This window comes from Lacisediminihabitans profunda (assembly GCF_008040105.1).
GTDB lineage: Bacteria > Actinomycetota > Actinomycetes > Actinomycetales > Microbacteriaceae > Lacisediminihabitans > Lacisediminihabitans profunda.
Map to the genome: position 1 here is coordinate 211,398 of NZ_VRMG01000003.1, position 21,928 is coordinate 233,325.

At 66.8% G+C, this 21,928-nt stretch carries 17 protein-coding genes; 15 read left to right on the top strand and 2 right to left on the bottom strand.

The window, feature by feature from the left end; all coding sequences use genetic code 11:
- The first annotated feature begins 31 nt into the window (after positions 1–31).
- The 3 genes from FVP33_RS02260 (at position 32) to FVP33_RS02270 (ending at position 2,883) form a co-directional block, all read left to right on the top strand.
- Complete coding sequence (locus tag FVP33_RS02260) at positions 32–742, top strand: ThuA domain-containing protein (protein WP_147781998.1); 711 nt, start codon at positions 32–34, stop codon at positions 740–742.
- The gene (locus tag FVP33_RS02265) at positions 727–1,824 is read left to right on the top strand and encodes a Gfo/Idh/MocA family protein (RefSeq protein ID WP_147781999.1); all 1,098 of its coding nucleotides are present in this window, start codon (positions 727–729) and stop codon (positions 1,822–1,824) included. Before FVP33_RS02260 ends, FVP33_RS02265 begins: the two co-directional genes overlap by 16 nt.
- Before the next feature lie 87 nt (positions 1,825–1,911).
- On the top strand, positions 1,912–2,883 hold the full coding sequence (locus FVP33_RS02270) for an acetylxylan esterase (protein WP_147782000.1): 972 nt from the start codon (positions 1,912–1,914) through the stop codon (positions 2,881–2,883).
- Here the strand turns inward: FVP33_RS02270 and xylB are convergent.
- Entirely contained in the window at positions 2,880–4,340 is a 1,461-nt protein-coding gene (gene xylB / locus FVP33_RS02275; RefSeq protein WP_147782001.1) for a xylulokinase, read from the bottom strand. The genes FVP33_RS02270 and xylB overlap by 4 nt on opposite strands.
- A gap of 153 nt (positions 4,341–4,493) precedes the next feature.
- Positions 4,494–5,684 (bottom strand): xylose isomerase, encoded by a 1,191-nt coding sequence (gene xylA, locus FVP33_RS02280; RefSeq protein WP_147782002.1) that lies wholly within the window; start codon positions 5,682–5,684, stop codon positions 4,494–4,496.
- 139 nt (positions 5,685–5,823) lie between these two features.
- Between xylA and FVP33_RS02285 the strand changes: the two genes are divergently transcribed.
- The 12 genes from FVP33_RS02285 to arfA all read left to right on the top strand — a co-directional run bounded on the left by FVP33_RS02285 (position 5,824) and on the right by arfA (position 21,923).
- Positions 5,824–7,026 (top strand): ROK family transcriptional regulator, encoded by a 1,203-nt coding sequence (locus FVP33_RS02285; protein ID WP_147782003.1) that lies wholly within the window; start codon positions 5,824–5,826, stop codon positions 7,024–7,026.
- Between the two features lie 248 nt (positions 7,027–7,274).
- Complete coding sequence (locus FVP33_RS02290) at positions 7,275–8,594, top strand: ABC transporter substrate-binding protein (RefSeq protein ID WP_147782004.1); 1,320 nt, start codon at positions 7,275–7,277, stop codon at positions 8,592–8,594.
- Positions 8,595–8,703: 109 nt separating this feature from the next.
- Positions 8,704–9,678 (top strand): carbohydrate ABC transporter permease, encoded by a 975-nt coding sequence (locus FVP33_RS02295; protein WP_147782005.1) that lies wholly within the window; start codon positions 8,704–8,706, stop codon positions 9,676–9,678.
- Positions 9,679–9,686: 8 nt separating this feature from the next.
- Positions 9,687–10,580, top strand: coding sequence for a carbohydrate ABC transporter permease (locus FVP33_RS02300; protein WP_147782080.1), 894 nt, complete (start codon positions 9,687–9,689; stop codon positions 10,578–10,580).
- Between the two features lie 19 nt (positions 10,581–10,599).
- The gene (gene yicI, locus FVP33_RS02305; protein WP_147782006.1) at positions 10,600–12,924 is read left to right on the top strand and encodes an alpha-xylosidase; all 2,325 of its coding nucleotides are present in this window, start codon (positions 10,600–10,602) and stop codon (positions 12,922–12,924) included.
- Positions 12,925–12,952: 28 nt separating this feature from the next.
- Positions 12,953–14,167 carry an ROK family protein gene (locus FVP33_RS02310; protein WP_187270542.1) on the top strand — a complete coding sequence of 405 codons (1,215 nt, stop codon included), beginning with the start codon at positions 12,953–12,955 and terminating at the stop codon, positions 14,165–14,167.
- Between the two features lie 132 nt (positions 14,168–14,299).
- Positions 14,300–15,529, top strand: a complete 1,230-nt coding sequence (locus FVP33_RS02315) for a multidrug effflux MFS transporter (RefSeq protein WP_147782007.1) — start codon at positions 14,300–14,302, stop codon at positions 15,527–15,529.
- An 84-nt stretch (positions 15,530–15,613) separates the two neighbouring features.
- A complete protein-coding gene (locus FVP33_RS02320) occupies positions 15,614–16,636 on the top strand; it encodes a LacI family DNA-binding transcriptional regulator (protein WP_147782008.1) in 1,023 nt (340 codons plus the stop codon).
- Positions 16,637–17,007: 371 nt separating this feature from the next.
- On the top strand, positions 17,008–18,375 hold the full coding sequence (locus FVP33_RS02325) for an extracellular solute-binding protein (protein ID WP_187270543.1): 1,368 nt from the start codon (positions 17,008–17,010) through the stop codon (positions 18,373–18,375).
- Between the two features lie 110 nt (positions 18,376–18,485).
- A complete protein-coding gene (locus FVP33_RS02330; RefSeq protein ID WP_147782009.1) occupies positions 18,486–19,451 on the top strand; it encodes a carbohydrate ABC transporter permease in 966 nt (321 codons plus the stop codon).
- Positions 19,448–20,365: a carbohydrate ABC transporter permease gene (locus FVP33_RS02335; RefSeq protein WP_147782010.1), complete on the top strand. Its 918-nt coding sequence runs from the start codon at positions 19,448–19,450 to the stop codon at positions 20,363–20,365. Before FVP33_RS02330 ends, FVP33_RS02335 begins: the two co-directional genes overlap by 4 nt.
- A 52-nt stretch (positions 20,366–20,417) precedes the next feature.
- Positions 20,418–21,923, top strand: a complete 1,506-nt coding sequence (gene arfA / locus FVP33_RS02340) for an arabinosylfuranosidase ArfA (protein ID WP_147782011.1) — start codon at positions 20,418–20,420, stop codon at positions 21,921–21,923.
- The last annotated feature ends 5 nt before the right edge of the window (positions 21,924–21,928 follow it).

Genomic DNA, 21,928 nt, shown 5'->3' on the forward strand with positions numbered 1-21,928 from the left:
GCGGCAATGGCCGTCGAATGGGGAGAGCTCGATGACTTCGGCAACACCAAACGAGCGCAACGCGCTCATCGTGCGAGGCGGGTGGGACGGGCACCAGCCCGTCGAGACCACCAACTCGATGATCCCGTTCCTCGAGGGGAACGGCTTCACGGTTCGCATCGAGGAGTCGCCGGCGGTCTACACGGATGCCGACTACCTCGCGACCGTCGACCTGATCCTGCAGATCAACACCATGGCATCCATCACCAAAGACGAATTCGCCGGCCTTCAGACCGCTGTGGTGAACGGCACCGGAATGGGCGGCTGGCACGGAGGGATCGCGGACTCGTATCGCGACAACGCCGACTACCTGCACATGATCGGCGGACAGTTCGCTCACCACGCGGGCAAACACCCGGCAGAACGCACCGGCGAACAGTCCGACAACTACATCCCGTACACGGTGCACATCACCGAACTGGGTCGCTCGCACCCCATCACGCGCGGGATCGACGACTTCGACCTGGTGACCGAGCAGTACTGGGTGCTGAGCGACGAATACAACGACGTGCTGGCCACGACGACACAGGCCGTTCGCCCCTGGGACGCCTGGAATCGCCCCGTCACCGCCCCGGCAATCTGGACTAGGCAGTGGGGCAAGGGTCGAGTCTTCGTGTCGGCGCCCGGGCACCGACTCGAGGTGCTCGAGAACCCGAATGTACGGACGATTGTGGAAAGAGGCTTGCTGTGGGCGGCGCGTTGAACATCGGAATGATCGGAGTCGGCACGATAAGCGCCCAGTACTTCGAGGCGTTTCCCCAGTTGCCCGGATTGCGCGTCGTGGCTGTCGCGGATGTCAACGAGGCTCGCGCGGCCGAGGTGGCGGCAGAGCGCGGAGTCGAGGCGCTGAGCGTCGACGCGCTGCTCGCCGATCCTCGCATTGACGCCGTGCTGAACCTCACCATTCCCGCCGCGCACATCGACATCGCGACCCGCGCGCTGCGGGCAGGAAAGCATGTCTATGGCGAGAAGCCCCTGGCGCTGGACCCCGATGAGGCGGCGCCCATGCTCGAACTCGCGCGCCAGCTTGGCCTGCGGGTGGGCAGCGCTCCGGACACCGTGCTCGGCACGGGCGTGCAGACGGCGCGCGCGCTGCTGGATTCCGGAGCGATCGGCGACCCCGTTGCCGCGGCGGTGCACTGGAGTTCGCCGGGCCACGAGCTCTGGCATCCGGCGCCCCAGTTCTACTATCAGCCCGGTGGCGGACCGTTGTTCGACATGGCCCCGTACTATCTCACGACCCTCGTCACGCTGCTGGGGCCGGTGATCCGAGTGTCCGGCGTCGCGACCCGTTCGAACAGGGAGCGCACGGTAGCGACAGGGAGCCAGGCCGGCAGCAGTGTTCCCGTCGGCGTCGACACTCATGTCAGTGCGATTCTCGAACACGAGAACGGGGTGACATCGACCGTGACAGTGAGCTTCGAGGTGTGGGCCTCCCGCGCCCCGCTGTTCGAACTCTATGGAACGACGGGCACGATCGCGGTGCCCGATCCCAACCGGTTCTCCGACACGGTGCAGGTCTGGACGGTGGAGAAGCCGGAATGGACAGACGTCCCCGTCTCTGCGGGGTATGCGGATGCCGGGCGCGGCGTCGGGCTGGCGGACCTTGCGCATGCGATCGAGACTGATCGCCCGCACCGAGCGTCGGGAGAACTCGCGTTCCATGTGCTCGAAATCATGGATGCCGTGCTTCGCGCAGGGCACGAACACCGGGTGGTCGACCTCACCAGCACGATCGCGCGACCGGAGCCCGTGCCCTTGGGGGCGACACCGAACGGTTGGTGAGGGCAACCGCCACCGCGGCCGGTTACGGTAGTTGCCCCGGCTCCGGCCGTAGTGTTGTTTTCGCCGTCTCACCATTGGAGTAGTCGCTTGGCCTTTTTCGACCTGTCCCTCGCCGAACTGCAGGAATACACCCCGGACCTCGCCGTGCCGGATGACCTCGATGCGTTCTGGGCGGGCACCCTCGCGGAGACCCGCGGATTCGACCTGGACGCGACGTTCGTGCCGGTGGACAACGGCTTCACCCTCGTCGACAGCTACGACGTGACCTTCTCCGGGTTCGGCGGCAACCGCATCAAGGGCTGGTTGCATGTGCCGGCCGGGTCGACCGGTCCCTTGTCGACGGTTGTCGAGTACCTCGGCTACTCCGGCGGCCGGGGCCTCGTGCACTCGCGAGTGTTCTACGCGCTCGCCGGCCACGCCCACTTCGTGATGGACTCGCGCGGGCACGGCTGGGGCTGGTCGACGGCCGACACCCCGGATGCCGCAGCCGACTCCGGACTGCAGGCGGCGCCCGGCATGATGACCCGCGGCATCCTCGATCCGGCTACCTACTACTACCGTCGCATCTTCGCCGACGCCGTGCGCGCGGTGGAGGCGGCGAAGGCCTCGCCGTTCGTGGACCCCGAGCGCATCGTCGTCGCGGGGATCAGCCAGGGCGGCGGCATCACCCTCGCCGTCTCGGCGCTCGTCACCGGGCTCGCCGGGGCGCTCGTCGACGTGCCGTTCCTCTGCAACTTCGAGCGCGCGATCACCCTCACCGACAACGACCCGTACCAGGAGATCGTGCGCTACCTCCGGCGCAACCGACCGGACGCCGAGCGCGCCTACCGCACCCTGTCGTACTTCGACGGTGCGGTCCTCGCCTCCCGAGCGACGGCCCCCGCACTCTTCTCGACCGCGCTGATGGACCAGACGTGCCCGCCGTCGACCGTGTTCGCGGCGTTCAATCGCTACGGCGGGGAGAAGAGCATCTCGGTCTACCCGTTCAACGAGCACGAGGGCGGCCAGGAACACCACGAGGTGGTGCGCCTGGACTGGCTCAGGAGCCTCTTCGGCTAGTAGCGGGACCGTGCCAGGGCGGAATACTGCTCGCGAATCAGCGGGCGATAGTCCCTGGGCGGCTCGGACACCATCGCGATCGGCCAGGTCGGCCGGGACCCGGTGAGGGCCCAGGCGGCCTGAGCGGCCGCTCCGGCCGCGACGTATTCGGCCGGTTGGGGCACGACCACCGGCAGGTCGAACACCTGCGCCGCGATCGCCCCCACCGCCGGGTTCTGGGCGGCGCCGCCGATGAGGAGCACGCGACGGGCGGCGACGCCCTGCGCGAGGATCGCCTCGAGCCCATCGGCGAGGCCGCAGAGCAGACCCTCGATCGTTGCCCGGGCGAGGTTGGGCCTGGTGGTGGAGGCGAGAGTCATGCCGCCGAGCGTGGCGGTGGCCCCCGGGAGGTTGGGCGTTCGCTCCCCCTCGAAGTACGGCACGAGCACGAGCCCATCGCTGCCGGGCTGCGCCTCGAGGGCGAGCCGCGCGAATTCCGCGTGGTCCACCCCGAGAAGGGCCGAGGTCGAGTCGAGGATGCGGGCCGCGTTGAGGGTGGCGACGAGGGGAAGGTAGGCGCCGGAGGCATCCGCGAACCCGGCCACCGTGCCGGTCTCGTCGTGCGCCGGAGTGGCGGTGACGGCGAAGACGGTGCCGCTCGTGCCGATGGACACGACGGCGTCACCGTCACGGGCGTCGAGCCCCAGGGCAGCCGCGGCATTGTCGCCGGCGCCGGCCCCGACCACGAGCCCCTCCGGAAACGCAGGAGATCCGACGACCACGGTGCGTGATTCCGCCGGATCGAGCACCGTCGGGAGAAGAACTCCTGCGTTTTCGGTGTTTTCGGCGATGGCGTTGGCGTTGGCGGCGGCGGGGTCGCGGCGGAGGGCGATCACGAGCAGTTCGCGGTCGTAGCCGTTCGTCACGGGATTGAAGTAGCTCGTGCCGCTCGCATCCGACCGGTCGGTGACGAGCTCGGCGAGAACGGGATTCTGCGGGCCGAAGCCGCGAAGGCGCCAGGTCAGCCAGTCGTGGGGGAGGGCGACGGCCGCGACGCGCGCCGCGTTCTGCGGCTCCGTGTCGGCAAGCCAGCGGAGCTTGGTGAGGGTGAACGAGGCCACGGGAACCGACCCGGTTCGCTCGGCGAACTCGTGCGCCCCGACCTCGGCGATCAGGTCCGCGGCGGCCGGGGCCGAGCGCGTGTCGTTCCAGAGCAGGGCCGGCCGGATGACGCGGCCCTCTGCATCCAGCACCACCATTCCGTGCTGCTGCCCGCCGACCGCGAGCGCGGCGACATCGGCGAGCCCTCCGGCGTCGTCGACCGCGGCCAGGAGGGCCTGCCACCAGTTCTCGGGGTCGACCTCGGTGCCCTCCGGGTGCGTCGCGCGCCCGGTGCGCACCACGGTGCCGCTCTCGAGGTCGCGAATCACGACCTTGCAGCTTTGAGTAGACGAATCGACTCCGGCGACGAGTGTCATCCGTTCTCCCTTGCTCGGCATTCATGACTCATGCTGAATTGGTCTCGGGCCCGCGTGCTCCCCGCAGCCGCGGCGTCCGCATCGGGACTGGAGTAATCCAGCCTGAGTTGTGAACGCCGCGGCGGGGGAACGCCGTACGGGCGGGTGCGGCTCCTAGCGTGCGCCGAGCAGGTGCTCGAGGGCAAGCTGGTTGAGTCGCACGAAGCCGAAGCCCTTGCCGCCGAAGTAGGAGTCGGTGTCGAAGTCCTCGTAGGCACTGCGGTCGGCGAGCAGGTCGTCGTAGCTCTCGCCGGCATTCAGCGTGGGCTCGTTGACCTGGGCCACCCGGGATGCCGTGAGGGCCTCCTGCACCTCCGGATCGGCCCGGAAGGCCGCCGCGCGCTCCTTCAGGAGCAGGTAGGTGCGCATGTTGGCCGCAGCGGAGTCCCAGACCCCGGTGATGTCTTCGGTGCGCGACGGCTTGTAGTCGAAGTGGCGGGGGCCGTCGTAGGCCGGCCCTCCGTTGGGGCCGCCGTTTTCGAGCAGGTCGACGAGCGAGAACGCGTTCTGCAGGTCGCCGTGGCCGAACACCAGGTCCTGGTCGTACTTGATGCCACGCTGGCCGTTGAGATCGATGTGGAACAGCTTGCCCTGGTACAGAGCCTGCGCGATGCCGGCGGTGAAGTTGAGTCCGGCCATCTGCTCGTGGCCCACCTCGGGGTTCACCCCGAAGAGCTCTGGACGCTCGAGGGTCTCGATGAACGCCATCGCGTGGCCGACGGTGGGCAGCAGAATGTCGCCGCGAGGCTCGTTGGGCTTCGGCTCGATCGCGAAGCGGATGTCGTAGCCCTTGTCCGTGACGTACTGGGCGAACAGGTTGACGCCCTCCCGGTAGCGTTCGAGCGCGCCGCGGATGTCCTTGGCGGTGTCGTACTCCGCGCCCTCACGGCCGCCCCACATGACGAAGGTCTGCGCACCGAGTTCGGCGCCGAGGTCGAGCTGGCGCAGCGCCTTGCGCAGGGCGAACCGGCGCACGCCGCGGTCGTTGGAGGTGAAGCCGCCGTCCTTGAACACGGGGGCGCTGAAGAGGTTGGTGGTGACCATGGGGATGATGAGGCCGGTGTCCGCGAGGGCCTGCTTGAGACGGTCGATCTGCTTCTGGCGATCGGCGTCGCTCGAACCGAACGGGAACAGGTCGTCGTCGTGGAAGGTGAGGCCATAGGCCCCGAGTTCGGCGAGGCGGGTGACGGCCTCGACGACGTCGAGCTGCGGGCGGGTCGGGCCTCCGAACGGGTCCGAGCCGTTGTAGCCGACGGTCCACAGGCCGAAGGAGAACTTGTCGGCACGGGTGGGGGTGGTGGTCATGAAGATGTCCTTCAGCGTCGTTGGTGATTTGTTGTCTCGAGAAACATATTAGTCGCAACCGACCGCCGAGGCGCAAGACCCAATCGCAATGACGGATCAGCCGAACCGTGGTGACCGGCGCGCAGACTAAGGTCATTGCATGTCCAGCAGTCGCGAATTCGTCTCGCGCACGCCCGTGCAGGGAGGCGCGACCGACCAGCTGAGGCGCTCCAACCTCTCGAACGTTCTCGGCCTCGTGCACCGCGAGGGACCGCTGTCGAGGGCCGAACTCACGAGGCTGACCGGGCTCAACCGCTCGACGGTCGGCGACCTGGTCGCGGAACTCGCCGAGCTGGGACTGGTCTACGAGGCGCTGCCCACGACGGGCAACGTGCCGGGGCGTCCGAGCCCCATTGTGCACGCCCAGTCCGGCGTCGTCGCGATCGCGATCAACCCCGAGGTCGATGCGATTCATGTCGGGCTCGTGGGCATGAGCGGGAGGGTCCTGGCCAAGGTGCGGCTGGAGGCCGCGACCGCGCCGACGCCAGCCGACGTCGTCAGGCTGGCCTCGGCGGCCATCGCCGGGCTTCTGTCTGGACGTGAGGCGTCGCTTCGAGTGGTCGGTATCGGCGTCGCCGTTCCGGGCCAGGTGCGGGTGTCCGACGGCACGGTGCGGGAGGCCACCCACATGGGTTGGGCCGAGGAACCGCTCAGCCGGATGCTGTCCGAGGCGACCACCTTCCCCGCCTGGGCCGCGAACGCCGCCAACCTGGCCATGCGCGCGGAGAGCGTCTTCGGCGCCGGAAAGGGAGTCGACGACTTCGTCTACTTCATCGGCGGTGCGAGCGGCATCGGTGGGGGTGCCGTCACGGGCGGCCGGCTGCTCAGCGGAGCGGCGGGCTACGCGGGAGAATTCGGCCACAGCTTCGTGCGCAGCCGCGGCACCCGGTGCTCCTGCGGGGCGACGGGCTGCCTCGAGGCCGAGGTGACACAGGCGGGACTCCTCGAAGCGGTGGGACTCGCCCCGGCCGAGGCCGGCCTGCTCGGGTCTCGACTCGCGTCGAGTCGCGACCCCGGCGTGCGGGCGCTGATCTCCGAGCAACTGGATCTGCTCGCCATCGCGGTGCGCACCGCGGTCAACCTCTTCAATCCCACGCTGGTGGTGCTCGGGGGATTCCTCAGCGACCTCTACGACGCCGGCGGTCGGGAGGGTGACGCTCTCCTGAGCGACGCCATCCGATCGGCGCGCGAAGACGTGCGAATCGAGGGCGCCGCGTCCGCCTCCGATCAGCTGCTGATCGGCTGCGGCGAACTCGTGTTCTCGGAGCTCATCGCCGATCCGGCGTCACTGCTGCTGCACTGACCCGAATTCGGGAGCGGCCGCCGGATTGTTGTGAATGAAAACATTGCTCATTCTCGGCACCGATTGCGCCATGAACCCTTATTTACCGGGGAAGTTCGAGGCGGATGCCGCCGCTCGTTCTCAGGGATCGCGAAATTGTGGGTTGTGCAAGACGGCATTTCCTGCGTATGTTGTGTTCTACAACAAACGGCATCGGAGTGGCTGCCACGCCTGCACCAGGGCGGCGCTCCTTTACAAGGAGGTACAAGATGCGCAAGAGGCTTATCGCAGCGGGGGCCATTTTGGCAACCACGGCGCTGCTGCTCGCGGGCTGCGCGAGCGGTTCGACGTCGAGTTCGACTTCGGTCAGCAAGAACCCCGACGGCAAGGGAAAGACGCTCACTCTCTGGGACTATGAGAGCGACACGAGCGCCATGGGAATCGCCTGGAACGCCGCCATCAAGAAGTTCGAGAAGGAGACCGGCGCCACGGTGAAGTTCGAGGCGAAGAGCTTCGAGCAGATCCGCTCGACGGCCAGTCAGGTGCTCAACTCGAACGCGGCCCCCGACATCCTCGAGTACAACAAGGGCAATGCCACCGCCGGACTGCTTTCGAGCCAGGGCCTGCTCACCAACCTCGACCCGGCCGTCAAGGCCTACGGGTGGGACAAGAAGCTCGCCTCATCCCTGCAGACCACCGCCCGCTACAGCGCCAAGGGCGTGATGGGAAGCGGGCACTACTACGGCATCCCCAACTACGGCGAATTCGTCGACGTGTACTACAACAAGGACGCCTTCGCGAAGTACAACATCGCGGTGCCGACCACCTTCGCCGAATTCGAGGCGGCGCTCAAGACCTTCAAAGACAACGGCGTCACACCACTCGCCGAGTCCGCCGCGGAGTACCCGCTCGGCCAGCTCTTCTACCAGCTCGCATTGAGCAAGGCGACGCGCCAGTGGGTGAACAACTACCAGCTCTACACGGGCAAGGTCGATTGGCAGGACAAGGACTTCACCTTCGCCGCCGACACCATCAAGAGCTGGGTCGACAAGGGCTACATCAGCAAGGACTCGACCGGCCTCAAGGCCGAGGATGCCGGCACGGCCTTCATCAACGGCACCAACCCGATCTTCTACTCGGGCAGCTGGTGGTACGGCCGCATGGTGACCGACGTCAAGACCTTCGACTGGGGCACCTTCCTCTTCCCCGGTGCCAAGCTCTCCCCGGGCTCCTCTGGCAACATCTGGGTGGTTCCGGAGAACTCCAAGAACAAGGACCTCGCCTACAAGTTCATCGACATCACCATGAGCCCCGAGATCCAGGCCCTCATCGGCAACAGCGGCGGCATCCCCGTGGCGGCCGAGGCGGCGTCGATCACTGACCCGAAGAGCAAAGAGCTCATCGACAACTTCAACAAGCTCACCGCGCAGGACGGTCTGGCCTTCTACCCCGACTGGCCGACCCCGACCTTCTACGACCAGCTGAACGCCGGACTCCAGGAGCTCGTCAACGGCACGAAGTCGTCGAAGGACGTGCTCACCGAGCTCGGAACCGAATACCAGTCGGGCGTCGACGACATCACCAAGTAGTCCCACCCCGACGATCACGGCCGCGTCCGGTCGGTCGATTCGAGAGAATCGGCCGATCCGGCGGCACGCCGGCCCATCGGGCATCCAGCACCACACGAAAGGCCAGGTCATGGTGACAGTTCCCGCCGTCGCTCGAGTTCGAGCGACGAGAGCACGCGACGAGAATGCCCTGCTGCCCAACAGCGGCAAGGGTGGGCGAGGCGCATTCTGGCTCTACCTCATCCCGGGCTTCGTGCTCTTCACCGTGGTGATCCTGGTGCCGCTGCTGTGGAACATCTACCTCAGCTTCACCGAATGGCGAGGCATCCGGCCACCCATCTGGATCGGGTTCGACAATTGGGTCGAGCTCGTGCAGGACACCAAGTTCTGGACGTCCTTCGGCAACAGCATCGCGATGATCGTCGCGATGGTGATCGTTCCCACCCTGCTCGGACTGCTCCTGGCCGCCATGCTGTTCGATCTCGTCGGCAAGAAGTTCGGCGGCCGGCTCGCGAGCTTCCTCCGCGCTACCTACTATCTGCCGCAGATTCTTCCGGTGGCCGTCGCGGCCATCGTGATCGGCTGGATCCTGCGCCCCGAGAATGGTGCTCTCAACACGGTGCTCAAGGCCGTCGGCCTCGGCTCCCTGCAGCACAACTGGCTCGGCAGCCCGGACACGGCGCTTCTCAGCATCATGTTCGTGATGGTCTGGGTGCAGCTCGGGTATCCCGTCGTGATCTTCATGGCCGCCCTCCAGCGGGTGGACCCGGAGCTGTACGAGGCGGCCGAGCTGGATGGGGCGAACTGGCTCCAGCGCTTCCGTTGGATCACGGTGAGCATCATCCGTCCCGAGATCTTCGTCGTGACGCTCACCTGCACGATCGCGGCGCTCAAGGTCTTCGGACCCATCTACACGCTGACCCGCGGCGGCCCGGGCACGAGCACGATAGTGCCCAGTTACTACTCGTACAGCGAGTTCTTCCAGAACCAGCAGGTGGGCTACGGCGCGACGATCGCGACCGCGCTCACCGTGGTCGTCGTGATCGTGACGATCGTCTTCATCAAGGCCCAGAACCGGGCAGAACGTGCGGAGAGTGAGCGCTGATGGCGACCATGGCCCCTGACCTGTCCAGAAGGCCGACCGCGACCACGGAGCATCCGTTCAAGCTCCGCAAGCGGGCGACCCGGCGGACCCTCTCCGACTGGCTGATCCTCGCCGCGGCGATCCTGTTCGGCGCTCTCATCGCCGCGCCGTTCGTGATCATCCTGATCAACTCGTTCAAGTCGCCGGCCGACTATGCGACCTCCGGCCCGCTCTCGCTGCCGCACAATCTCTACTTCGATGGCATCGCGAACTTCTGGAAGCGCGTCAACTTCCCGGAGAAGCTCTGGAACAGCTTCTTCATCAGCGGCACGGTCGCGGTGCTCGCGGTGCTCATCTCGGTGTTCAACGCCTTCGCCATCGGCATCGGTCGGGTGCGTGGGCGCACCTGGATCATCGTCCTGTTCCTGCTCGCCAACATGCTGCCCCAGGAGGCGCTGCTCTACCCGCTGTACTACATGTTCAAGCAGGTCGGCCTGTACGACAACGTGTGGTCGGTCATCATCATCTTCACGGTGATCCAGAGCGCGTTCGGCACCTACCTGCTCTCGTCGGTGTACGGGACCTTCCCCCGGGAGATCCTCGAGGCGGCGTCCCTCGACGGCGCGAGCCGATGGCAGATCCTCTGGCGAGTGATCGTGCCGATCTCACGACCGACCCTGGCCGTGATCCTCATCTTCTTCTTCATCTGGACCTGGAACGAGTTCCTCATCCCGCTGACCTTCCTGGTCAGCAATTCCAACCAGACCGTGCCGGTGGCGATCGCCGTGCTCCAGGGCGACAGGCTGATGGACGTGACCACGACGAGCGCGTCCGCGTTGCTCGGGCTCATCCCCACGCTCGTCTTCTTCCTCATCTTCCAGCGCACCCTGACCCGCGGCATCACCGCCGGCGCCGTCAAGTAGCCCAGCAGAGAAAGCTCTCATGAAATTCACCGATGGTTTTTGGCAGTTGCGATCCGGCGTCGAGGCGCTCTACGCAAAGGAGGCGTACGACGTCTGGCCCGGCGAGCACTCACTGGTGATCACGGCGCCGACCAAGGAGATCGAACACCGGGGCGACGTGCTCAACCGGCCGACACTCACCGTGACGCTCTCCTCGCCGCTGCCCAACATCGTCGGGGTGCGGGTCGAGCACCACCAGGGGGTGAAGGACGAACTCGCGTTCGACCTCGTGGGCGCCGAGGGCGGCCACGGAATCGTCGAGGTGCACGGTTCGTCGAGCACGCTGACGAGCGGCGATCTCAGGGCGACGATCGCGGACGGCGCGCCCTGGAGCCTGAGCTTCAGCGGCGCCGGTCGGGAGCTCACGAGCAGCGGCATCAACTCGCTCGGCTACCTCAAGGTGGACAAGAACGCCCAGGTCTATGGGGTGCCGGCCGGCAACGCGCGTGGGGCCGAGGTGGTGGGCCTCGCACCGAGCTACCTGCACGAGCGTCTCTCCCTCGGCGTCGGCGAGCTCGTCTACGGCCTCGGCGAGCGGTTCGGCCCGCTCGTGAAGAACGGCCAGGTGGTGGATGTCTGGAACGCCGACGGCGGGACCTCGAGCGAGCAGGCCTACAAGAACGTGCCGTTCTACCTCACGAACCGTGGCTACGGGGTGCTCGTGAACCATCCGGGACACGTCTCGTTCGAGGTCGGCTCGGAGGCGGTCGAGCGGGTGCAATTCTCCGTCTCGGGCGAGAGCCTCGAGTACTACATCATCTACGGGCCCACCCCCAAGCAGATCCTGGAACGCTACACGGCGCTCACCGGGCGCCCGGCATCCGTTCCGGCCTGGTCGTACGGGCTCTGGCTCTCGACGAGCTTCACCACGAGCTATGACGAAGAGACGGTGAACAGCTTCATCGACGGCATGGCCGACCGCGACCTGCCGCTCAGTGTCTTCCACTTCGACTGTTTCTGGATGCGCGAATTCAACTGGAGCGACTTCGAGTGGGACTCGCGCACCTTCCCCGACCCAGAGGGGATGCTCGCCAGGCTGCACGAGAAGAACCTGCACGTGTGCGTGTGGATCAACCCGTACATCGCGCAACGCGCCCCGTTGTTCGCCGAGGCAAAGGCGGCCGGCTACCTCGTGAAGAAGCCCAACGGCGACGTCTGGCAGTGGGACCTCTGGCAGGCGGGAATGGGCCTGGTCGACTTCACGAATCCGGATGCCGTGGCCTGGTACCAGGGCAAGCTGCGGGTGCTGCTCGACCAGGGCGTCGACGCGTTCAAGACGGACTTCGGCGAGCGCATCCCGCTGGAGGTCGAGTACTTCGACGGGTCGAGCCCGGAGCGCATGCACAACTACTACACGCAGCTCTACAACCAGGCCGTGTTCGACGTGCTGCAGGAGCACCGCGGCGAGGGCGATGCCGTGCTCTTCGCGCGCTCGGCGACCGTCGGCGGCCAGAGCATGCCCGTGCACTGGGGCGGCGACTCCACCTCCACCTATGAGTCGATGGCGGAGACGCTGCGCGGCGGCTTGTCGCTCGCCCTCAGCGGCTTCGGTTTCTGGAGCCACGACATCGGCGGATTCGAGGGCACACCGGATGCCGGGGTCTTCAAGCGGTGGACGGCCTTCGGCCTGCTCTCGAGCCACAGCCGATTCCATGGCAGCCAGTCCTACCGGGTGCCGTGGGCCTTCGACGAGGAGGCCGTTGAGGTGACCCGGCTCTTCACCAGGCTCAAACTCGCCCTCATGCCGTACCTCTACGCGGCGGGCCTCGAGGCGACGGCCACCGGCACGCCCGTGCTCCGGCCCATGCAGCTCGAGTTCGCCGACGATCCGGCCACCGGCTACCTCGACCGGCAGTACATGCTCGGCGCCGACCTGCTCGTCGCCCCGGTGTTCACAGCCGACGGCACCGTCGAGTTCTACCTGCCGGCCGGCACGTGGACCAACTACTTCACCGGCGAGACGGTCGCCGGTCCGGGTTGGCGCACCGAGACGCACGGCTTCGACAGTCTGCCGCTCTACGTGCGAGACGGAGCGGTGATCCCGATCGGCTCCCGGGACGACCGGCCGGACTACGATTATCTCGACGGGCTCACGGTGAGGGTCTACCCGAGCTCGCTGCCCCAGGGGGAGAGCGAGCGGCGGGTAACCGTGACGACTCCGACCGGCGAGGACGCGACCTTCACGGTTCGGCGTGTGGGCGGGGTCTCGACCGTCGAGTCCGCATCGAGCAAGGTCTGGTCGGCGGCCGCGGCCAATGGGACGCCCGTGGTCGCAGAATTGGGAAAGGCAGAACTCCGAGCGTGACACCGGGCAGCACAGAGCGGTCGACGGCATGACCACGGCCGAGGCGTCGCTGGGGGGACGCGGGAACAGCAACGACCACGTTCGCCGACACAACCTGTCGGTGATCCTCGGGCTCGTCCATCGCCACCGCGGCCTCTCGCGTTCCCTGCTCACCCGTCAGACCGGACTCAACCGTTCCACCATCGCCGCCCTGGTCGCCGAACTCGTGAGCCTCGACCTCGTGATGGAGGTCGACCCGGACGCCAGCAACCAGGTCGGCCGCCCGAGCCCCGTCGTGCGCCCCAGCCCTCACACCATCGGGATCGCGGTCAACCCCGAGATCGACGCCGTGACGGTGGGAATCGTCGGACTCGGTGGCACGGTCATGAAGCGGGTGCGCTACCCGGTCGACCACACGCCGTCCGTGCGCGAGGCCGTCGACATCAGCGCTGCCGTCATCGCCGGGATGCGGGCGGAGCTCGACCCGAGGTACACGACGACCGGGATCGGCGTGGCGGTGCCGGGGCTCGTGCGCACCCAGGACGGACTGGTCCGGCTCGCGCCCCACCTCGGCTGGGAGGACGAGCCGTTCGCCGAGCTGCTCGAGGAGGCGACCGGCCTCACGGTGGTGGCCGCCAACGACGCCCACCTCGGCACGCTCGCGGAGAGCACCTTCGGCGCCGGACGAGGGGTGACCGACCTCATCTACCTCAACGGCGGGGCGAGCGGCATCGGCGGGGGAATCATCTCGGGCGGCAAGCCGCTCGGCGGCGCGGCCGGCTATGCCGGCGAACTCGGCCACACCCTCGTCAACAGCCACGGCGCCCCCTGCCACTGCGGGGCCGAAGGCTGCCTGGAGACCGAGGTGCGCCGCGAACGCCTCCTCGCACTCGTGGGCCTCACGAATGCCGACGGGGACGAGCTCGAGGCCGCACTGGTCGCGTCCACCGACCCGGCGGTGCTCGCCGAGGTGCATCGTCAGCTGGGTTTTCTGGCCGTGGCGCTGCGCAACGCCATCAACACCCTCAACCCCGAGCTCATCATCCTCGGCGGGTTCCTCGCGTCGATCTATGCCGTGGACCCGGCGCACCTCGACGGGCTACTGGCCAGACAGCCGCTCAAGGCGTCGCGCGAATCGGTGCGGGTCACCCGCGCCGAGCTCGGGGCGGACCTGCTCATCATCGGCGCCGCCGAACTCGCCTTCGAGGCCCTCCTGGCCGATCCGGCGAACTTTCGCGCGTCTGCCGCGCCCTCGGCGGAATAGATCCGACCTCTCGTCGTTATGCTTTAACCGGGGCTCTCATCGTTGCGGGATTCCCTGCACTGGCGCCCGCCCACTCATCGGATTTGCGGCGCTCGTCCTGCCATCCGCCCCCCCTTGCTAGGAATATTGCCCGTGACGATTGTCGTTCACCCGGGAGACTCGCTCTCTCGCCGCCAAAGGCTCGTCTACATCGTCGTGCTCGGGGCGCTGACCGCCCTCGGGCCTTTCACCATCGACCTGTACCTGCCGGCGTTTCCGGCGCTACAGGGCGACCTCGGCGTGAGCACGGCCGCGATCCAGCTCACGCTCACCGCCACCACTATCGGCTTCGGGGTAGGGCAGCTGCTCGTCGGTCCCTGGAGCGACACGGTCGGGCGCCGCTGGCCGCTCATCATCGCGAGCATCGTGCACGTCTCGGCGAGCCTCGGCGCGGCCCTCGCCCCCGACATCTTCTGGCTCGGCGGATTCCGCATCATGCAGGGCATGGGAGCGGCGGCCGGCGGCGTGGTGGCGATGGCCATGGTGCGCGACCTCTTCGGCGGCCTGCCGCTCGTGCGGATGCTGTCGAGGCTCGCGCTGGTGAGCGGCCTCGCGCCGATAGTGGCGCCCGTGATCGGGTCGCAGTTGCTGCGATTCGTCGACTGGCGCGGCATCTTCGTCTTCCTGGTCGCGTACGGCGTCTTTGTGGTGCTCGCGGCGATCTTCTTCATCGTCGAGACCCTGCCTCCGGCGCGGCGCAGGGATGCCGGACACGGCACCGCGCTTCAGCGCTACCGGTCGATCTTCAACGACCGCGTCTTCATCGGGGTCGCGGTGATCGGCGGCATGACCTTCTCCGGCCTGTTCTCCTACCTCTCCTCGTCGTCCTTCCTGTTCCAGGACGTCTACGGGCTGAATGCGCAGCAGTACGGCCTTCTCTTCGCGGTCAACTCCGTGGGCGTGGTCTTCGGCGTGCAGGCCAGTTCGCGGCTCGCGCGCCGGATCGGTCCCCAGTGGATCCTGGCGGTATCGACAGCCGTGATGTTCGTGGCGTCTGTCGCGATCGTGCTGCTCGACTCGCTGCACCTCGGTCTGTTCGGCATCCTGATCCCGCTCTGGTTCTTCATCATGGCGTGCGGATTCTCCTTCCCGCTGCTGCAGGTTCTCGGGCTGGTCAACCACGCGGGCGAGGCCGCGACGGCCGCGTCGGTTCTCGGGGCGGTGAACTTCGGGCTCGCCGGCCTGATCTCGCCAATCGTCGGACTTTTCGGCATCCACAATGCGGTGCCGATGGGCACGGTCATGGCCTTCACGGCGCTCGTGTCGATCGGCGCGCTCTGGCTGATCGTTCGGCCGCGCACGGTGCCCGCGCTCGCGCGCTGAGCCGTTCGGCTTCACAACGTTGTAAAGTCGCAGCAGGGAACGATCTCAGCCACCCGGAAACGCTGAGGACCAGGAGCCGCAGGCATGTCCATCACGATGCATGACGTCGCGCGGGTCGCCGGCGTGTCCATCAAGACGGTGTCGAATGTGATCAACGACTACCCGTACATCCGGGCCGAGACCCGCCAGCGTGTCCTCGACGCCATCGATTCCCTCGGCTATCGACCCAACCTGTCGGCGCGCGGTCTCAGGTCTGGCCGCACCGGGGTGATCAGCCTCATCATCCCGGACCTGCGCAACGCGTACTTCGCCGAGCTGGCCGACTCGGTCATGCGCGCCGCGGCGACCAAGAACCTCTCGGTGATCATCGAACAGTCGGGGGACGACAGGGAAACCGAGCTCGCCCTTCTCCGCGGCCCGCGGATGCAGATGGTGGACGGGATCCTGTACAGCGTGCTCGCCCTCGGCGAGGACGACGCCCATCTGCTCGACGACATCCGCACCCCGATGGTGCTTCTCGGCGAGCGCATCTTCCACGGCCCGACCGACCACGTGACCATGCGCAACACCGAGGGGGCGAGGGCGGCCACCGAACATCTCCTCTCGCTCGGGCGGCGTCGGATCGTCGCTCTGGGCGCCCACCGAGGCGAGGTGATCGGTTCGGCGGGCCTCCGGCTCACGGGCTATGCGGAGGCGCTGGCGGAGGCCGGCATCCCGGTTGACGACGCGCTCATCGGCGAAGTGGGGGGCTGGTTCAGGTCCGGCGGCGCGCAGGCGATGAAGCTCCTGCTGGACTCCGGGGTGCCGTTCGACGGGGTTGTCGCGTTCAACGACTCGATCGCGCTCGGCGCCATGCGCATTCTGCAGGAGGCCGGGCTGCGCATCCCTGATGACGTCGCGGTCATCGGCTTCGACGACATCGACGAGACGCGATACACCCTCCCCACGCTCTCCACCATCAATCCGGGCCGGGACGAGATCGCCCGGGTGGCGGTGGACTACCTCGTGGAGCGGATCTCGAATCCCGAGGCCGAGATCCCTCCTCGCGAGTATCTGGCGGGTTTCACGGTGGTGCAGCGCGAGTCCACGACGATCGTCGCACCCTGAGTTTCTGACACCTTCGCCAGAACGCTTGACACGCGAACCCGGTGACTGCATCATGTTCCTACAACGTTTACCTACAACGTTGTAAATCGCAGGCATACCGCAGCGTGTCATGCCGGGTGGACGACGAGTCAAGGAGGATTCGAGATGGGAGTGTTGCCTTCGCGCACCCTCCGCTTCAAGCCCTCCTGCCGCCGGCAGGCCCCCCACGCATTGTCACCGCGTTGTTCGTGCGCGTACCTTCCGTCAGCCGCCCCGCCCCGACGCTCCGCGCCGGGCGTCGGTGGCATCGGCGGCCCGGACTCACAGCGGTCCTGATAGCTGGCACCACCTTCAGACAACGAAGTCCAACGCACCATCGAAGGGAACACACAGTGAAGAAAAAGACCATCGTCGCAGCGGTGTCCGCGCTCGCTCTCGCGGCCATGCTCGCCGCCTGCAGCAGCGGAGGCGGCAGCACCACCTCGTCCGGAACGAGCCCCAAGCTCACCAACTGCACCAACAAGATCGTCAACAAGAGCGCCCCGGAGGTCTCCGTCTGGGCGTGGTACCCCAACATGGCGAAGGTCGTCGACAACTTCAACAACGGCCACAAGGACGTTCAGGTCTGCTGGACCAATGTCGGCCAGGGCGGCGACGAGTACACCAAGTTCCAGACCGGCATCTCCGCCGGCAAGGGCCTGCCGGACGTCGTGATGCTCGAGGCCGACCACTTGGCCGGGTACGAGATCCAGAATGCGCTCGTCGACATCAGCAAGCTCGGCGCCGACAAGGTCAAGTCCAACTTCAGCGCGGGCGCCTGGAAGGATGTCTCGCAGGGCAGCGCGGTCTACGCCGCTCCCGTCGACGGCGGTCCGATGGCTCTCATCTATCGCACCGACGTGTTCCAGAAGTACGGCATCACCACCCCGCCTGCCACGTGGGACGAATACGCCGCCGATGCGGCCAAGGTGAAGGCGGCGGGCGGACCGATGTTCGGCGACCTCGGCGCCAACGTGCCGGCCAACCTCATGGCCCTCCAGATCCAGAAGGGTGCCGTGCCGTACAAGTACGACCTGAAGGACCCGAAGAAGCTCACGGTCAACCTCGCCGACCAGGCGTCCAAGGACGTGCTCGACTACTGGGCCGGACTCGTCAAGAAGGGTCTCGTCGGTACGCAGGACCAGTTCACGACGGACTACATCTCGGGCGTCGTCGGCGGCAAATACGCCACGTACACCTCGGCGGCGTGGGCTCCCGGCTACCTGACCGGCGCCGGTGTCGGCAAGGGTGACTCGAAGGGCGTCTGGGCGGTCGCCCCGCTGCCGCAATGGGACGCGGCAAACCCGGTCTCCGTCAACTGGGGTGGGTCCGCGTTCGCGGTCACGACTCAGGCGACCGACAAGAAGCTCGCCGCCGAAGTTGCCCTTGGACTGTACGCCGACCCGGACTCGCTCGCCGACGGCTGGAAGAACCAGGTCATCTTCCCGCTCAACCAGGGAGTGCTCAAGTCCGCCGACTTCATCAACAACAAGTCTGAATTCTTCAACGGGCAGACGGCGAACAAGGACGTCTACATCCCCGCGGAGAACGCCTACAAGGGCTTTGTCTACGCGCCGATCACCGTGTACTACTACGCGCAGCTCCAGGCGGAGACCGTGAAGATCAACGCGGGCAAGATCAGCGGTTCGGATGCGGCCACCGAGCTGCAGGCGAACATCGTGAAGTACGCCAAATCGCAGGGCTTCACGGTCACCGAGTAGCGGCGGCCCGAAGCGGCCTAGCCTGACCGAACCGGTCACCATCCGGTCCCGGGGTCCCATCGGACTCCGGGACCGGAACGCCCAACACCGACACCACTAAGGACTGGCGAATGGCAAACGAAACAGCGGTCGCGGCACGGCCGCCGCTCCGCGGCACGGGGGCGACAGGCTCCCCAAGTCGAACGAGGCGCGGCTCCAGCCAACGGAGACGCTCAGCCACGGGATGGCTGTTCATCGGTCCGTTCGCGATCGTTTTCATCATCTTCCTCGTTGCACCGCTCGCGTACGCGTTCTACCTCAGCCTCTTCAGCAAGGGGCTCGCGACCGGCACGACCTTCACCGGCATCGACAACTACGTCAAGGCCTTCACCGACCCGTCGTTCCTGGGCGGAATCTGGTTCGTACTGCGCTTCGCCCTCGTGCTCATCCCCGTGCAGATGGCCGTGTCGCTCTCGGCGGCCCTCGTGCTCGACGCCATCACGACCCGTTTCGCCCGCTTCGCCCGGCTCATGATCTTCCTGCCGTACGCCATCCCGGCCGTCATCGGGGCCCTCATGTGGGGCTTCCTCTACAGCCCGACGTTCGGACCGCTCCAACAGTTGTTCGGGCTCTTCGGTGCCAATGCACCGTTCCCGCTCAGCCCGGACAACGTCTTCGGCGGGCTGATGAACGTGGTGACCTGGCAGTGGGCCGGGTACTACATGATCATCATCTATGCGGCCCTGCAGGGAATCGACCCGGCCCTCTACGAAGCGGCGAAGATCGACGGGGCCAACTCCTGGCAGGTCGCGATGCGGATCAAGGTTCCCCTGGTGAGCTCGGCGCTCGTGCTGATCCTCGTCTTCGCCCTTATCGGCACGCTGCAGTTCTTCACCGAACCCGCCATCCTGCGGCTCGTGTCGAACGGATCGATAACCCCGGACTTCACCCCGAACCTGTACGCCTACAACCAGGCCTTCTCCTACGCGAACTTCAACTACGCGTCGGCGATCTCGTTCGCCCTCGGCATCATCGTCTTCATCGCCGTCTACATCTTCCTCTTCTTCACTCGCAAGCGCGGGAGCATCCTGTCATGACAACTGCACGCATCTCCTCGGCGAACCGCACCGCCCGCACGGCACGGGAGGGCAGGCGCGCCCGCTCCGGAAGCCATCTGGTTCCGCACCTGTTCCTCGGGGCTCTCGTCGTGTACTTCCTCATCCCCATCTGGTGGCTCTTCGTGGCCAGCACGAAGGATGTGGGGGGCCTGTTCAACGGAAGCGCCGGCGCCCTGTGGTTCGACAAGAACTTCGCGCTCTGGCCGAACCTCGCCGAACTGTTCACGTACAACGACGGCATCTACCTCCGCTGGCTCGGCAACTCCCTGTTCTACGCGCTCGCCGGCGGCATCGGGGCGACCGTGCTTGCCGTCCTCGCGGGCTATGGGTTCGCGAAGTTCCAGTTCAGGGGCCGCAACTTTTCCTTCGCCCTGCTGCTCGGCTCCGTGATGGTCCCCCTGACCGCACTCGTGATCCCCACCTTCGTGCTCCTCTCGGAGCTCAAGCTGACCGACACGATCTGGGCGGTGATCCTGCCGTCGCTCCTCAACCCGTTCGGGGTGTACCTCATGCAGGTCTACGCCGCGGATGCCGTGCCGGACGAGTTGCTCGACGCCGCCCGCGTCGACGGGGCGGGCGAGTTCCGCACCTTCTTCCAGGTGGCGTTTCCGCTTCTGCGGCCGGCGTTCATTACCGTGCTCCTGCTCTCGATCGTCGGCAGCTGGAACAACTACTTCCTTCCCCTCGCCATGCTCTCCAACACGCAGTTGTTTCCGATCACGGTCGGAATCGGTCTCTGGGAGGGGCTCGCGGCCGGGAACAACAGCGGCGGCCACTCTCTGTGGGGGCTCATCATCGTCGGATCCCTCGTCTCGGTGATCCCGCTCGTGATCGCGTTCCTCTCCCTCCAGAAGTACTGGCGCGGCGGGCTCGCCATCGGCAGCCTCAAGTAACCCCCCGACACACCACAACTCACCTCCCGTTCGACCTGACCGAAAGACAACCATGCCTACAGCCCACCTCACCCTCGACCCGTCCTTCACGGTCGGCGCGGTCAATCGCCGACTCTTCGGCTCCTTCGTCGAACACCTGGGGCGTTGCGTCTACGACGGCATCTACGAACCGGGCCACGCGACGGCGGACGAGAACGGATTCCGCGAGGATGTGCTCGACCTCGTGCGCGAACTCGGCGTGTCCACCATCCGCTACCCAGGCGGCAACTTCGTCTCCGGATTCCGCTGGGAGGATTCCGTCGGCCCGCGCGCCGAGCGCCCGAAACGGCTCGACCTCGCGTGGCACTCCACCGAGAGCAACCAGGTCGGGCTCGAGGAGTTCTCGGTCTGGCTCGAGAAGGCCGGCAGCGATCTCATGTATGCCGTCAACCTCGGCACCCGGGGCGTGCAGGAGGCGCTGGACGTGCTCGAGTACAGCAACATCCGCTCGGGCACGAAGCTCTCGGACGAGCGGGTCGCGAACGGCCGCGTCGAACCGTACGACGTGCGGATGTGGTGCCTCGGCAACGAAATGGACGGGCCGTGGCAGCTCGGCCATCGCAGCGCCGACGACTACGGCAAGCTCGCCTCCCAGACCGCGAAGGCGATGCGGCAGGTCGACCCGTCCCTGGAACTCGTCGTCTGCGGCAGCTCGAGCGCCCACATGCCCACCTTCGGATCATGGGAGCGCACGGTACTCGAGCACACCTACGACGACGTGGACTTCATCTCCTGCCACGCCTACTACGAGGAGAAGGGCGGCGACACGGGCAGCTTTCTTGCCTCCGCCGTGGACATGGACCACTTCATCGAGTCGGTCGTCGCGACGGCCGACCACGTGAAGGCGGTGCGGGGGTCCGACAAGACGATCAACATCTCATTCGACGAATGGAACGTCTGGTACATCGACCGGTATCACAGCATCGACAAGATCGAAGGGCTGGACAACTGGCCGGAGGCGCCGCGCCTGCTCGAGGACGTGTACTCCGTCGCGGACGCGGTGGTGTTCGGAAGCCTGCTCATCTCCCTGCTCAACCACGCGGACCGGGTGACGTCGGCGTCCCTCGCCCAGCTCGTGAACGTGATCGCGCCGATCATGACGGAGCCGGGCGGCGATGCCTGGAGGCAGACCACGTTCTATCCGTTCTCCGTCACGTCTCGGCTGGCATCCGGCACCGCCCTGTCGGTGAAACTCGCATCAGACACCTACGAGACGAAGGACTACGGGACCGTGAACGTGGTCGATGCGGCGGCCACCTTCGATGGCGCGACCGGCAGTGTCTTTCTGGTGAACAGGAGCCAGACCGAGCCCGCGACGGTGACGATCGACGCGCGGGCCCTCGGCTCGGTGTCCACCGCGACGGCGCTGACGCTCGCGGACGACGACATCAACGCGGCGAACACCCTCGCCGACCAGAACCGGGTGGGGCTCTCCGCGAACGACACCCTGGTCTTCGCCGATGGCACGATCTCGATCACCCTGCCGCCCGTCTCCTGGACGGCGGTCAGCCTCGGCTGAGGTCT

Bases quoted from the DNA above. Each gene is read 5' to 3' on its own strand.
- FVP33_RS02260 (WP_147781998.1), top strand. From the start codon at position 32: ATGACTTCGGCAACACCAAACGAGCGCAACGCGCTCATCGTGCGAGGC.
- xylB (WP_147782001.1), bottom strand. From the start codon at position 4,340: ATGACACTCGTCGCCGGAGTCGATTCGTCTACTCAAAGCTGCAAGGTC.
- xylA (WP_147782002.1), bottom strand. From the start codon at position 5,684: ATGACCACCACCCCCACCCGTGCCGACAAGTTCTCCTTCGGCCTGTGG.
- FVP33_RS02285 (WP_147782003.1), top strand. From the start codon at position 5,824: ATGTCCAGCAGTCGCGAATTCGTCTCGCGCACGCCCGTGCAGGGAGGC.
- FVP33_RS02290 (WP_147782004.1), top strand. From the start codon at position 7,275: ATGCGCAAGAGGCTTATCGCAGCGGGGGCCATTTTGGCAACCACGGCG.
- FVP33_RS02295 (WP_147782005.1), top strand. From the start codon at position 8,704: ATGGTGACAGTTCCCGCCGTCGCTCGAGTTCGAGCGACGAGAGCACGC.
- FVP33_RS02300 (WP_147782080.1), top strand. From the start codon at position 9,687: ATGGCCCCTGACCTGTCCAGAAGGCCGACCGCGACCACGGAGCATCCG.
- yicI (WP_147782006.1), top strand. From the start codon at position 10,600: ATGAAATTCACCGATGGTTTTTGGCAGTTGCGATCCGGCGTCGAGGCG.
- FVP33_RS02310 (WP_187270542.1), top strand. From the start codon at position 12,953: ATGACCACGGCCGAGGCGTCGCTGGGGGGACGCGGGAACAGCAACGAC.
- FVP33_RS02320 (WP_147782008.1), top strand. From the start codon at position 15,614: ATGTCCATCACGATGCATGACGTCGCGCGGGTCGCCGGCGTGTCCATC.
- FVP33_RS02330 (WP_147782009.1), top strand. From the start codon at position 18,486: ATGGCAAACGAAACAGCGGTCGCGGCACGGCCGCCGCTCCGCGGCACG.
- FVP33_RS02335 (WP_147782010.1), top strand. From the start codon at position 19,448: ATGACAACTGCACGCATCTCCTCGGCGAACCGCACCGCCCGCACGGCA.
- arfA (WP_147782011.1), top strand. From the start codon at position 20,418: ATGCCTACAGCCCACCTCACCCTCGACCCGTCCTTCACGGTCGGCGCG.